Below are 13,907 nucleotides of genomic sequence, written 5' to 3'. Positions count from 1 at the left end.
TAGAAAAGGAAAAAGGAGGAGTGGCAATGACTTCAGACCGTACCGGTAATTACGGCTTGTTTTCGGAACAATTTACACAAAATCCCTATCCGGTCTACAGCAAATTACGGGAAGAGGACCCTGTGCACGCGGTTCGTTTTCCCGATGGCCAGAGCGGCTGGATGGTGACGCGATATGCAGACGCAGAAGAAGTCTTGAAAGACCCCCGTTTTATTAAGGATATGTCGAAAATCTATGGGGGCAGTATGGACATGTTGAGTGTCTTTACACAAAACATGCTATTTGCTGACCCACCGGATCACAAACGGCTGCGCGGACTTGCCCAGAAAGCTTTTACGCCTAAAATGATTTCGGGTATGCGGGGCAGGATCCAGGAAATAACGGATGAACTATTAGCGGATATGGAAGGAAAAAATCAAATCGATTTGATTGATGAATTTGCTTTTCCGCTGCCGATTATTGTCATTTGTGAAATTTTAGGTGTTCCTTCGGCTGACCGTAATAAATTCAGGCTTTGGTCCAATTCACTGATTGAAGGGACCAGTGGAGAACTGGGAGCTACTGTCTATCAGCACATGAATGAATTTGTCCAATACCTGGGACAGTGGTTTGCGAAAGTCCGGGAGCAACCGGGAGATGATCTGATCAGCAGCCTCATTCAAGCGGAGGAAGAAGGTGACCGGTTAAGCGAACGTGAGCTGTATGGTGTAGTGACGTTATTGATCATCGCCGGACATGAAACCACGGTGAATTTGATCGGCAATACAGTGTTGTCCCTGATGGAACATCCGGAGCAGCGACAACTGTTGGAACAGCAGCCTGAGCTGATTACTCAAGCCATCGAAGAATCTTTGCGCTTTAATGGACCCGTGGAATTCAGCACGTCGCGATGGGCGGGCGAAGATTTCGAGTTTCAAGGAAAACAACTGAAAAAAGGCGATTTGGTGGTAGTGTCGTTGAATTCTGCAAATCATGACGAAGCGCAATTCGAACATCCTGAGCTATTCAATATCGAGCGTGAAAAAAGTCCGCACTTGGCATTTGGTAAAGGAATTCATATGTGTCTTGGAGCACCTCTAGCGCGCTTGGAAGGGGAAATTGCCATCGCCAGTCTGTTGAAACGGTTTCCGCAAATGAAGCTGGCTGCAGACAGCGATAGATTAGATTGGCGGCCGGGCATGATTGTCCGCGGCGTCAAGGAATTGCCGATGCTGCTAAAATGAAGATGAAACAAAGGCTGGAAGCTATCCAGCCTTTTTTGTTTGTCCAAAAGCCATCAAGGGAAAGGGGATTAGAAAGGGCGTGACAAGAGAGGGGAGGAAATATGAAGTCGCTATCATTTTGGATGAAGGAAAAACTGTGGCTTACTCCAGCTTTGTATATCTTGATGGCAGTTCTCCTGTCGATTACGTTTTTCTACATTGACCTTTTATACATTGAAAGACTCAAGCCTTATATCCCTTCAATTTTATTGCCGAATGTTGATCTGGCTAAGACTATTATGGGGAGTCTATCAGGTGCACTTTTGACCATGACCACCTTTACTTTTTCAACAATACTGGTTGTTCTGACTATGTATTCTTCACAATTTTCACCACGAACATTAAAAAATTTCATTCACGATAAAATTACCTGGCGAGTTTTGGGGATTTTTCTCAGTGGCTTCATTTACAATACATTATCATTGCTGTTTATGAGAGATGATTTATATAGTACTGACGTAATTTCCACGTTTGTTGGAATTGTTATCGCCTTTTTCTGTCTCTCCACTTTTGCTTACTTTATTCATTACATTGCTACCCATGTGCAGGTTGGTCAATTAGTCAATGAGTTGATTGGAGATACAGAACGAGCTATTTCCAAAATCAGAGAATTGCAAGAAAGCGAAAACGGAGAAGCAATAGAATGGAATCCGATTGGCATCAAAGAAATCCATCAGGCAGAAAAAGAAGGCTATATTCACTATCTTTCTTTTGGCAAGCTGGTGGATTACGCAGAAAAACATGACTTGAAAGTAGAGATTCTTGTCAAAACTGGAGATTATGTATACGAAGGCAAGCCGATTTTTCATATTTACAAAGTAAAGGAGTTGGAGCTTCCTGCTGCAAGATTTTATTCGCTCGGGACTTCCAGGACTTCTGAACAGGATTTCGATTTTGCGATTCAAAAACTAGTCGAAGTTGCCTTGCGTGCTATTTCTCCTGGGATTAACGATCCCAACACTGCCAATGAAATCATCATCCGGCTAGGTCGCCTGTTAGGGCAATTAGGCTGTTTGAAAACTGGCCCATTCCTTTTGGGGGGCGGCAAGAAAAGTGAGCGGGTGCTGTACCGTTTTCCATCTTATAAAAATATCTTGTACAATACTTTTTACCAGTTATCCCATTATGGAAAAGAAGATATCTCGGTTTTGACCTCCATGATGGAATCATTGAAAGTGGCAGCTGAACTTGCACCCTGCCAGCATCACCAAGAACTATGGGAAGTTCACGGCTATATTCTGGAAAACATCGATCAAAATCAGTTGAAATCATACGATCATATTGCGCTTCAACGAAAGGTCGACCAACTTGCTGAAGCCACTGGCCGGCATTCTTATAATATCTTATTAGAATCGCCCGTCATCAGCCGGTAAAGGAGGGAAATGATGCAAAGCAGCCAGTTGTTTAAAGGAATTGATTTCTTACGGAATTTGTCTATCGGGGAATTTTTCATGTTCTTCGTTTATCTTGCATTGATACTCATAGCAAAATCTCTGGTTTTATTCCTCTTTAGGAAGCTGAGCCCTTCCAAAGATTTCAAAGAGCGTATTTACCCAGTGATTGAAGATGTCTTAAATTGGCTTGTGCTCTACGGAGGCATCCTTTTCTTCCTCTTCTATTTTTCCAGAGAACAATGGTTAACGCTGCCTTTTTACGAAACAGAAGGAGTGGAGATATCCATTCTGCTCATAATAGTGGCTATAATGATTGTGACATTTGCCAGCCGCCTCATAAAAGCATTTAACCATTACGTCATGCCGTTTGTTTATGAACAATTCAATATTGACATTGGCATGGGCTATACTATTAATCGGCTTCTGTATTACGTGGTGATGTTCCTGGCATTGGCCATCAGTTTCACGACAGTTGGCTTAGATTTAACAGCTCTCGGTTTCGTGTTCAGTGTTCTAGGAATCGGCATCGGCTTCGGTGTGCGCAATATAGCTGCCAACTTTGTATCAGGCATTATTATTCTGTTTGAAAGGCCGATGGAAGTCGGTGAAATGGTGGAAATCGATAAAAAGATTGGACGTATTACAAAAATTAAACTCAGATCAACTGTTATCGAGACATTGAAAGAAGGGACATTGGTAGTTCCCAATCAGTATTTTATCGAACAAATCGTTAAAAATCGTTCCAGTGCACAATTATATGCTCGGGTTGTCGTAAGTGTCGAATACGGCAGCGATACAGAACGAATTGAAAGGATTCTCAAAGATGCCGCAATAAAGGCGGCGGAATTGATGAAAGGGATACCTGAAAAAAAAGCCGATGTTCGGTTTATTGATTTCCGGAATTCGGCATTGGATTTCCAAGTGGAAGTACAAGTGGCTGATGTTGAAATGAAAGAAAGGCTTGAAAGCAATATTCGCCATGCCATTGCGGAAGATTTTATTAACCATGATGTGAAATTGGCTAAAACGGTATATGAAACACAATAAAAGTCCATGGCTTCCGAAAAGCCATGGACTTTTATTGTGTTTGAGCATCTTACTTCATTTATTCGTCAAAGTCATCTTCCTGAGCGGCCGTAAAAGAATAATCCGGTTCAATATGGACGAGAATGACGCAATGCGGTTTCACCTTTTGGATTTTGCGTTCGATTTCTTCAGTAATCCAATGGCTTTCCACTACATTCAAGTTAGGAGCGACACTGACCGTCAAATCGATGAACATGACATTGCCGTGGTTGCGTCCTTTAAAGTCACGCAGTGTAATGACACCGGGGACTCTTCTTACCAGCACAGACAAGGTCTCCACTTCATCTTCGTCAAAGCCATCCGTCAAGGTAATGACAGACTCTTTGAAGATATCCAGTGCGGTCTTGATGATGATCAACCCGACGATGAAAGCTGTAATGATATCAAGGACCGGTGCTCCGAAAATTGCACCGATGATTCCGATTCCGGCACCGATACTGACCAGTGCATCTGAACGGTTGTCATAGGCTGCGGCACGGACCGCCGAGCTCTTGATTTCCCTGCTGAGTTTTAAATTATAGCGATAGACGCCATACATGACGATAGCGGAGAAAAAAGCGATCCAGGCGGTGAATAAAGAAGGAACTTCAGCAACCGGCTCGAAAATCGAACGGACCGCATTCATCAGAACTTGCAGCCCGATAACCGCCATGATGAACGAAGCCAACAAGGAGGCAATGGTTTCGGCGCGCAAATGTCCGTAGTGATGGTTTTCGTCCGGCGGCTTCTGGGAAATCCTCAGACCAACGAGGACCGCGATTGAAGCGATAATATCCGTCAAGTTGTTTAAACCATCAGCTTTAAGGGCTTCAGAAGAACCCAAAAAACCGAAAGTTAGTTTAATGGCACTGAGGAAGACGTACGCACCGATACTGATCCAGGCACCTTTTTCCCCTTTGCGCAAATTTGTATACAGGTCCATAAAGTTTCCCGCCTCCAAGTCTCTGAAACAAAGTGAAACGACCCTCAAAGGAGGGCCGCTTCATGATCTTTATCTATCATATAAGTTGTGGACTGTATTTTGGTAATGTTGAACTGGACCCGAATATAAGCCCGATTCGACAGGCATGCAGAAATAGAGATTAGCAAAGCGTCTTTAAATAGTATCAATGTCTTTTTCAGCAATGTCAATAGTAAATGACTTTATGACAGGTCGGTTCATAATCTTTACATAAATTTAATGTTCACTTATATAAGCAAAAGATTATACTTGAAGTGAGAATAATTTTTTTAAAGGAGAGGGCTATGGCTAAGAAAAAAAACAACTATGCAGAAATTTTAAAGGCATCTACGAAATTGGGGCTGACGTCCTTTGGAGGACCGGCAGCGCATATTGGTTATTTCAGAGATGAGTATGTCACGAAAAGAAAGTGGTTGGATGACAAGGCTTACGCAGACTTAGTGGCTCTTTGCCAATTCCTTCCGGGACCGGCAAGTTCTCAGGTGGGGATTTCCATCGGAATGCTGCGAGGCGGAATGTTCGGTGGGTTTTTATCGTGGTTCGGATTTACAATGCCTTCGGTCATTTTATTGGTATTGTTTGCACTGCTTGTCACCAATGGTTCATTCGACAGCGGATGGATACAGGGGTTAAAAATTGTAGCGGTGGCTGTAGTGGCGCACGCTCTCTTAGGTATGGGCAAAAATCTGGCACCTGATAGGCAACGGATTGCAATCGCCGTAGGAGCAGCTATTGTGATTTTATTAATACCGACCACTTGGGCTCAAATTGGAGTGATTGTTCTAGCAGGCGTCCTGGGATATGCCATTTACCGTAAGGAAGATGCACCGGAACCTGTGAAGCTGGCATTAAGTTTCGGCAAAAAAACCGGCATTGCGGCTTGGTCGATTTTTGCGGCTTTGTTGATCGGTTTGCCGCTGATCCGCCCGTTTATCGAGTCTGCTTCCTTTGCAATTTTTGATATCTTCTATCGTGTCGGTTCGATTGTTTTCGGCGGCGGACATGTTGTACTGCCGATGCTGGAGCGTGAAGTAGTGTCGGATTGGATGACACCGGATTCGTTTATTGCCGGTTATGGTGCGGCACAGGCTGTTCCAGGACCACTCTTTACCCTGGCTGGTTACTTGGGGCAATTGATGAATGGGGGATGGGGAGTGGTCATTGCTGTAATTGCCATGTTTTTGCCATCATTCTTGCTGATCGTGGGAACTTTGCCGTTTTGGAGTATTATCCGGACAAAATCCGGTGTGCAAGCTGCATTGAAAGGGGTTAATGCAAGTGTGGTCGGAATTTTGCTGGCTGCTTTGTACGATCCTGTCTTCACATCAGGAATCCGTGGCCCTGTCGACTTTGCAATTGCGATAACCGCCTTTACAATGTTAGTCTATTTTAAACTGGCTCCTTGGATTGTCGTACTGGTGACGGCAGTTCTAGGCGCAGTCGCTTATGCGATTTAATGGCTAGAGGGGGATGGAAATGAATTCAGGCAAAAGATTGGATCAACAGGATCCGTTGGCGAATTTTAAACAGGAGTTTTTTGTGGAGAAAGAAATGGTGTACATGGACGGCAATTCCCTTGGATTGATGTCTAAGCGAGCAGAAACAGCATTGCAGAACTTGATGGAAAGCTGGAAGACATTCGGTATCGATGGATGGACCGAAGGGGAGCATCCGTGGTTTACGTTAGCGGAATCGTTGAGTGCGCGTGTTGCGCCTTTAGTAGGTGCACAGCCGCATGAAGTGATGGTGACGGGATCGATCACCTCAAACATCCATCAAATGCTGTCGACAGTGTTCCAGCCGAGGCCTGAGCGGTTTGCAATCGTCGTGGACGATTTGAATTTCCCATCGGATATTTACGCGGTGGAAAGCCACCTTCGTCTGCGTGGATTGGATCCGGCTGAAGCGATGCGCAAAGTGGGGAGCCGAGATGGGTATACATTAGATCTGAATGATATTATCGAACAGCTGACAGACGACGTGGCTGTATTGCTGTTGCCGTCTGTGTTGTACCGGAGTGGCCAGTTGTTGCCGATACGGGAAATTGCAGAAGCTGCCCATCAAAAAGGCATTCTTGTCGGCTTTGATTTAGCGCACTCAATTGGCGCTATGCCACACGAACTTCATGACGCTGGTGTGGATTTTGCTGTTTGGTGCCATTATAAATACATGAACTCCGGACCGGGTGGAACTGGCGGCCTTTATTTGCATGAACGGCATCATCACCTATTGCCAGGAAATGCTGGCTGGTTCGGTTCTGATAAGACGCGCCAGTTCGATATGGATCATGAATTTTCCAAAGCTGAAGGAGCAGGTGCCTATCAGATCGGGACACCGCATATTTTCAGCATGGCTCCTCTTCTGGGCAGCCTGGAACTGTTCGAAGAAGCAGGCATTGAAGCAATCCGCCAAAAATCGCTGCAGCTGACAACACTTCTAAGACAGCTTATTGGCCAACAGGTTCCTGAACTGGTCGATGTGACACCGATAGAGGACGATGCCAGAGGCGGGCATATCGCTTTTGCCCATCCGGAAGCGGCAAGAATCTGCAAAGCTTTGAAAGAAGCAAAAATCATTCCGGATTTCCGCGCACCGAACATTATCCGGTTGGCGCCAATCTCTTTCTATACATCGTTCAGCGATGTCGAACAAGTGGCAGAAAAGCTGAAGAACATTATGGAAAATGAAACTTATAAAAATTTCAGCAACGAACGAAATGTGGTGGCTTGAATGAAACCTGAAAAAATTATTGATATTTCGATGGAATTGAGTGGCACAACGCCGGAATGGCCGGGAGATGTGCCGTTTAGCTATGAACTTTCTGTAACTAAACAAGAAAGCGGATCAGTCAATGTCGGGAAACTGCAGAGCAGTACCCATATCGGCACTCATATCGATGCACCTTTTCATTACGATGACCAAGGGTTGCAAACGCATGAGCTGCCATTGGACATCTATTTATGCAAAGCGCAGGTCATGGACGTCAGTGGACTTAACAAAATCAATTTATCTGATTTGAAACCACTTGAAGAAGGCGTTACAGCTGTCTTGTTGAAAACGGCTTCCTGGAAAAACAGAACTGCATTTCCGGAAACCTGGCCAGTGTTCGATGTATCGATTGCCCAATGGTTGACAGACAATGGAGTCAATCTTTTAGGAGTCGATGTGCCATCGGTCGATCCCGAAACCAGCAAGGAATTGCCGATGCATCAGGCAATGAACCGTCATCAGCGTTTTATCTTGGAAGGAATCGTACTCGATGATGTAGCAGAAGGGATATTCCGATTAGCGGCATTGCCCCTGAAGATTAAAGGCGGGGACGGGAGTCCGGTCCGAGCGGTTTTGTATAGTTAGAAAAGCACAAGCGCCCGTTTAGTGGACCATGAACTAAAAGTGAGATTTCCTGTTGCAACGTTCAGCTGATCCGGCGCCTTCGGAACTCTGGAATAACATTTAGCGAAAAATATCTATAAGACGCACAAAACCTTCACCAATATACCGGTGAAGGTTTTATACGTAATCTGCACGGAAATAAGGTTCCATGTTTTTTATATTCACAGCGATTTCGTCGCAAATTTCCTGATAAAGTGCCCATTGTTCAATGCTGTCGCTACTGCGCAGCTCGGGGTTGCGAATGTCCCATCGCAGTAATTTTTGGCTCGGTAGATCCGTTGGGATATCTCCATGCTCCAGCTCTCCATCATGTAAAGCGATGATCAGATCGGCTTCACTCACTTCTTCAGAATTATATTTGCGTGGTTCAACTGGCGGCAAATCCAATATCACTTCTTTCATTACTTCTAGAGGAATTTCATTGAAAGAAGATTGAGGGCTTTGCGTCCATGCAGCGCTGCGAATTTCCCAGTCAGGAAGCATTAATCGATTAGCCCAGATTTCAGCCATCAATCCACGGTCCTGGTGAGAAGATAGAAAATAAACAGTATGTCTTGGCATGGGTGATCCCTTCTTCCTATTGGTCGAACTGAATTTTGCTACTAGTAATCTTTACCCATCTATCGTAAAGTTAAACTGCTCAATTTGTGATGAAAATGTGATCGTTTTTCACTTTTATGCTAAAAAGACCCGGTACTGCTGATGGTTATATAAGTCCAGCAGACCGGGTTTCTTATTTGACGACTAAAATGGAGCTGGCTGAATCTTTGATCAGCTTTTTGCTGACTGAACCCACAAAGAATTTCTGCAATCCCGATTTTCCGCTGTTGCCGATGACCAGTAAGTCAATCTTCTGCTCTTCGATAAAAGCGGCAATCGTTTTAGCTGCATTTCCTTCCAGAGCCAGTACGGAAGCTTTAATTTGGTGTATATCCAATTGCTGCTGGATAGAGTTATGCATGTGCTTTGAATATTCCACTGTTGAGTTATCGTAGTCGTTTGGTGGCCGGTAACCTTCATCGCCAATTTCAGGTGGCATGAACTGAGCATAATTACTGTCGACATTTGCTGAGATTACGGGAGCTGAAGCAGTGCCTGTACTCATGTAACCGACACTCTCACGATAATCTTCATTGACATAAATCACTGAAAGTTTGGTATCGGGCAACGCTTTAACAAATTCAACAGCTTTATCGAATGCAATCCGGCTTCCGTCAGATCCATCATAAGCCACTGCAATGTTTTTATACATTTCCTTTCACCTCGCCTTATTCTCTTAGTTCTAAATTACCCTCAGACCTCAGAATGAAACATCCGCTATTTTTTGGAAAATTTATTTTCGAAAAATGTTGACAATTCAAAAAAGACTTTGGTACTCTTGATTTAACAAATAAAGTGAAACTTCAGTCAGTGTCGAATTTTTGCTGAGTGTTAGTTGATCAAATCGGACTGACCGTTAACGTGGGATAAGAGAAAAGGAGGTAATGACGATGGAAAAGTTTAAAAATACAACTTCAATCAATTTAATATCATCGCCAGACCCTTCTGTTATTATTCTTTAAATTTATTTCGGAATTAGAAGTAAACAGGACGGGTCTGCTACCTTGTCTTGTTTATATGAGCGTGCGCCCATAAACCAGGCGTGCGCTTTTTTGTGTTTTATTCAGTTTTTTAACTGTTTAAATAAAGAGAAACTTCACTCAGTGGAAGTTTTTCCCCACTGAGTGTTAGTTGATCCAATCGGACTTTTACGGACAGTAGACTCCCACTCGGAGAAGAAGGAGTCGTACTGAACGTTAAAGCGGGATAAAAAAATACGAGGAGATGTTGGAGATGAAACAAATTCAAAAAGGGAAAATCATGATTAAGGAATCGTTAGAAGGCGATTAGCCAACGGGAAAAAGAAAGAAGGCGTAAGTAATGTTTGATGTGTTATGGAAATTAAGATGGTTTTTTAAAGAAAATTGGGTGCGATACACCACAGCTATCGGCCTGCTTTTCATTGCAAATATTATAGAAATTATTCCGCCCTGGCTGATTGGGGTCGCCATCGATTCGATCGCACAGGAACAACTGACGGCAGAATTGATGTGGCAGTATATTGCTGTTCTCGCCGTGGCGATGGTGTTGGCTTACTTCATCAACTTTGTCTGGCAGTATCAATTGTTTGGCGGAGCCTATGTCATTGAACGCCAATTGCGGTCAAGTTTAATGGGGCATTTCCTGAAGATGACACCGACTTTTTACGAGAAAAATCGGACAGGTGATCTAATGGCCCGTTCAACAAATGACTTGAAGGCGATTTCCGAAACAGCCGGATTTGGTATTTTGACATTGGTGGACTCGACTTTATACATGGCGACCATCATTGTGGCTATGGGGATGCTGGTGTCTTGGGAATTGACGTTCCTGGCGATGATTCCTTTGCCGATACTGGCAATTATCGTTCAGATGCTGGGCAAAAAGATCCACGTGCGCTATATGGAAGCACAGGAAGCGTTTGGAGATATGAATGACAATGTTTTGGAATCAGTCGGAGGCGTTCGGGTGATTCGGGCATATGTCCAAGAACGTGCGTCAGAGCAGCAATTTGCTGAGATGACCGATGATGTCTATGAGAAAAACATGGCTGTTGAGCGGATCGATGCGCTGTTTGCTCCAGTGACCAAGGTGCTGACTGCTATCAGTTATATGATCGGGCTCGGTTATGGAGCGTTTCTGGTGGCGGAAGGAACCATGTCGCTTGGAGATCTGGTCGCTTTCAATGTCTATTTGGGCATGATTGTCTGGCCGATGTTTGCAATCGGCGAACTGATCAATATTCTTCAGCGGGGCAATGCTTCCCTTGACCGTGTCAATGAGACATTGGATTATCCGGAAGACGTAACGGATCCAAAAGAACCCGCAATAACAGGGCTGCCGGAACGAATCGGCTTCAAGGACTTCAGTTTCACTTATCCACAGTCTAATGCCATCAATCTACAAGGCATCAATTTGTCCATGAACAGTGGCCAAACACTCGGCATTGTCGGCAAGACGGGCAGCGGAAAAACGACTTTCGTCAAACAATTGATGAGAGAGTATCCGACGGGACAAGGATCTATTTTGATGAATGGCATTGAATTAAAGAAATTGACGAAAGACCAATTGCGCAGTTGGATTGGTTATGTGCCTCAAGACCATGTCTTGTTTTCACGGACAATCCGGGAAAATATCCTGTTCGGAAAATCGGATGCCAGTGAAGAAGAATTGATTGAAGCGCTGCGCTTGTCCTATTTCGAAAAAGATTTGGCCTTGTTGCCGAATGGACTGGATACGCTGGTCGGTGAAAAAGGCGTAGCTTTATCCGGAGGACAGAAACAACGGATTTCTATTGCGCGTGCTTTGATCAAGAATCCGGAAATCCTGATTCTTGATGATTCGCTGTCAGCCGTCGATGCGAAAACGGAAGCACGCATCATTGAAAATATCCAGGCAGAACGTTCCGGTAAAACTACGATCATCACTACGCACAGGCTGTCTACAGTACAGCACGCCGATTGGATTGTGGTGCTGGAAGATGGCAAGATACTTGAAGAAGGAACTCATGGTGATTTGCTGGAAACGAATGGCTGGTATAACGAACAATACCTCCGACAGCAAATCGAGGAGGTGTAGTCATGGGAACAGGAAGACGTTTAGTACAATATGCTTTAAATTTTAAATCTGTGCTGATTTTGGGATTGGTGATGCTGGCGATTGCAGTAGCTGCCGATTTGGCAGCGCCGCTGATTGCCAAGGAAATTATCGATAACCACATAGCCGTTTCAGGAGATGCGTTGGACTTTGAACCGATTGCTTATCTGCTGGCTTTGTTTTTCGCATTGGCGATTGTTACGGCGATTTTCCGGTATTGGCAATCCATTCTTTTGCAGAAGGGAGCTAACCGGATTATTCGCAAGATGCGCAATGATGTCTACGAGCATACACAAACCTTGCCGATCCGCTATTTTGATAATTTGCCGGCGGGTAAGGTGGTATCGCGCATCACCAATGACACAGAAGCCATCCGTGACTTGTTTGTGACTGTCTTGTCTGAATTTGCCACCAGTTTCATGTATATGGGCGGTATTTACATCGCCTTGTTTTACCTTGACTGGAAAATGGCTGCGATGACCCTGGTTTTGATTCCGCTGCTTTATGTCTGGATGTTGGTCTACCGAAAATATGCGGCCCGCTACAATCATGTGGTACGGGAAAAAGTCAGTGAAATGAATGCCATGATCAATGAATCGATTCAAGGCATGACGATTATTCAGGCGTTCCGCCGTGAGCGCCAGATGAAGGATGAGTTTGCTGAACTGAACGATGAACATTATAAATACCAGAAGAAATTATTGGTGCTTGAAGGAGCGGCTTCCTATAACTTAGTGGGCGTGCTCCGCTCCATGACGTTCATTTTGTTTGTCTGGTATTTCGGGGGAGCGTCCATGTCCGGCAGCACAGTTGTGACGGTCGGTGTCCTGTATGCGTTTATCGATTACATTATCCGTCTCTTCAATCCAATCAACGGCATCGTCAATCAGTTCGGCCGCTTAGAGCAGGCTTTGGTGGCGGCTGAACGGGTATTCCGTCTGCTGGATCAAAAAGGGGAGCCTGTAGTGGACAAAAAGGTAGCTCGCTATCAAGGCAATGTCCGTTTTGAAAATGTTTGGTTTGCTTATAAGGAGCAGGAATATGTTCTGAAAGATATTTCATTTGAAGCGAAGCAAGGAGAAACAGTGGCTTTAGTTGGCCATACCGGTTCCGGAAAAAGTTCGATTATGAACCTGCTGTTCCGTTTCTATGATGTATCGGATGGTGCCATCACGATTGACGGCACCAATGTCAACGATATGCCGAGACAAGCAGTCAGGGAGCATATGGGGATTGTGCTGCAGGATCCGTACCTGTTCAGTGGAACAATCGAATCGAATGTCACGCTGGGTGATGAACGGATTACCAGGGAAATGGTGGTCGATGCGCTGGCGGCAGTCGGAGGCGATCGAGTATTGAATCATTTGCCGAAAGGCATCGATGAGCCGGTAGTGGAAAAAGGCAGTACCCTTTCTTCCGGTCAACGGCAATTGGTCTCTTTTGCCAGAGCTTTGGCATTTGATCCCGCGATTTTAATCCTGGATGAAGCAACTTCCAATATCGATACAGAAACGGAAGAAATCATCCAGCATGCCATGGATGTCCTTAAAAAAGGGAGAACGACATTCATCATTGCGCATCGCTTGTCGACGATTAAAAATGCTGACCGTATATTGGTCCTGGAAAAAGGAGAAATTGCCGAAGCGGGTTCTCATGAAGAATTGATGAAGCTTGGCGGCACCTATTTCCAAATGTACAAAATCCAATCAGGAATGTCCCAAACCCAATCAGTTGGGTAAAGGGGCATTCCCTTTTTTATTTGTCGAGAAGCTCTCGCTGTTCAATTCTTCCGGTGTTCCCTATAATTGAAAGAGCGGACGAAAAAAAGCGCTGGAACTTTCCAGCGCTTTAATCGTATACATGATAGAGCATCAGCTCGTGAATCATTGTTTTGATGGTTTCTTCGTCTTGAGGCGGTTTAGAGCGCCAAACGATGCTGCCATCCGGATGGTATTCTCCAGTGATCCGTTCGTTTTTATAGAAAAAGGAAATGTCCCACCCCGGCAGTTGACGATTTTCGAACATCGGCTTAAATTTAAAATGTTGAAGCATGCAGATCCCCCTTTGCTATACTCTTTCTATTATAGGGGATTCCAGGAAATACACAAAGCAGAAAAAGAAATGAGTGACAAAAGT

At 44.5% G+C, this 13,907-nt stretch carries 12 protein-coding genes; 8 read left to right on the top strand and 4 right to left on the bottom strand.

The features are described 5' to 3' along the window. Positions 1-26 precede the first annotated feature (26 nt). The 3 genes from H9630_RS16595 (at position 27) to H9630_RS16585 (ending at position 3,703) form a co-directional block, all read left to right on the top strand. Positions 27-1,223 (top strand): cytochrome P450 family protein, encoded by a 1,197-nt coding sequence (locus H9630_RS16595; protein WP_191716624.1) that lies wholly within the window; start codon positions 27-29, stop codon positions 1,221-1,223. Between the two features lie 101 nt (positions 1,224-1,324). Further along, entirely contained in the window at positions 1,325-2,635 is a 1,311-nt protein-coding gene (locus H9630_RS16590; protein WP_191716623.1) for a DUF2254 domain-containing protein, read from the top strand. A 9-nt stretch (positions 2,636-2,644) separates the two neighbouring features. Beyond that, complete coding sequence (locus H9630_RS16585) at positions 2,645-3,703, top strand: mechanosensitive ion channel family protein (protein WP_225218621.1); 1,059 nt, start codon at positions 2,645-2,647, stop codon at positions 3,701-3,703. A 58-nt stretch (positions 3,704-3,761) separates the two neighbouring features. Here the strand turns inward: H9630_RS16585 and H9630_RS16580 are convergent, their stop codons facing one another. Then, entirely contained in the window at positions 3,762-4,664 is a 903-nt protein-coding gene (locus tag H9630_RS16580) for a cation diffusion facilitator family transporter (RefSeq protein WP_191716622.1), read from the bottom strand. Between the two features lie 323 nt (positions 4,665-4,987). Here H9630_RS16580 and chrA point away from each other — a divergent pair, with 323 nt between their 5' ends. Genes chrA through H9630_RS16565 form a run of 3 tightly spaced genes read left to right on the top strand, consistent with a single transcriptional unit; the run spans position 4,988 to position 8,057 of the window. Next, positions 4,988-6,160 carry a chromate efflux transporter gene (chrA, locus tag H9630_RS16575; RefSeq protein ID WP_191716621.1) on the top strand — a complete coding sequence of 391 codons (1,173 nt, stop codon included), beginning with the start codon at positions 4,988-4,990 and terminating at the stop codon, positions 6,158-6,160. A 19-nt stretch (positions 6,161-6,179) separates the two neighbouring features. Continuing rightward, positions 6,180-7,433, top strand: a complete 1,254-nt coding sequence (kynU, locus tag H9630_RS16570) for a kynureninase (protein ID WP_191716620.1) — start codon at positions 6,180-6,182, stop codon at positions 7,431-7,433. Beyond that, on the top strand, positions 7,434-8,057 hold the full coding sequence (locus H9630_RS16565) for a cyclase family protein (RefSeq protein ID WP_191716619.1): 624 nt from the start codon (positions 7,434-7,436) through the stop codon (positions 8,055-8,057). 156 nt (positions 8,058-8,213) lie between these two features. Here the strand turns inward: H9630_RS16565 and H9630_RS16560 are convergent, their stop codons facing one another. Beyond that, positions 8,214-8,657: an arsenate-mycothiol transferase ArsC gene (locus H9630_RS16560; protein WP_191716618.1), complete on the bottom strand. Its 444-nt coding sequence runs from the start codon at positions 8,655-8,657 to the stop codon at positions 8,214-8,216. Between the two features lie 172 nt (positions 8,658-8,829). Further along, a complete protein-coding gene (locus tag H9630_RS16555; RefSeq protein WP_191716617.1) occupies positions 8,830-9,348 on the bottom strand; it encodes a universal stress protein in 519 nt (172 codons plus the stop codon). Positions 9,349-10,016: 668 nt separating this feature from the next. On the opposite strand from H9630_RS16555, the gene H9630_RS16550 reads away from it, so the two are divergent. Then, positions 10,017-11,753: an ABC transporter ATP-binding protein gene (locus tag H9630_RS16550; RefSeq protein ID WP_191716616.1), complete on the top strand. Its 1,737-nt coding sequence runs from the start codon at positions 10,017-10,019 to the stop codon at positions 11,751-11,753. Between the two features lie 2 nt (positions 11,754-11,755). Then, positions 11,756-13,510, top strand: coding sequence for an ABC transporter ATP-binding protein (locus tag H9630_RS16545; RefSeq protein ID WP_191716615.1), 1,755 nt, complete (start codon positions 11,756-11,758; stop codon positions 13,508-13,510). A 109-nt stretch (positions 13,511-13,619) separates the two neighbouring features. On the opposite strand, the gene H9630_RS16540 is transcribed toward H9630_RS16545, so the two are convergent. Continuing rightward, complete coding sequence (locus H9630_RS16540; RefSeq protein WP_146559143.1) at positions 13,620-13,823, bottom strand: YheE family protein; 204 nt, start codon at positions 13,821-13,823, stop codon at positions 13,620-13,622. Positions 13,824-13,907 lie beyond the last annotated feature (84 nt).

The organism is Planococcus wigleyi (assembly GCF_014836985.1).
Classification (GTDB): Bacteria; Bacillota; Bacilli; order Bacillales_A; family Planococcaceae; genus Planococcus; species Planococcus notacanthi.
The sequence above is the reverse complement of the archived record's forward strand: the minus strand, read 5'-3'. Positions and strand labels throughout refer to the sequence as shown.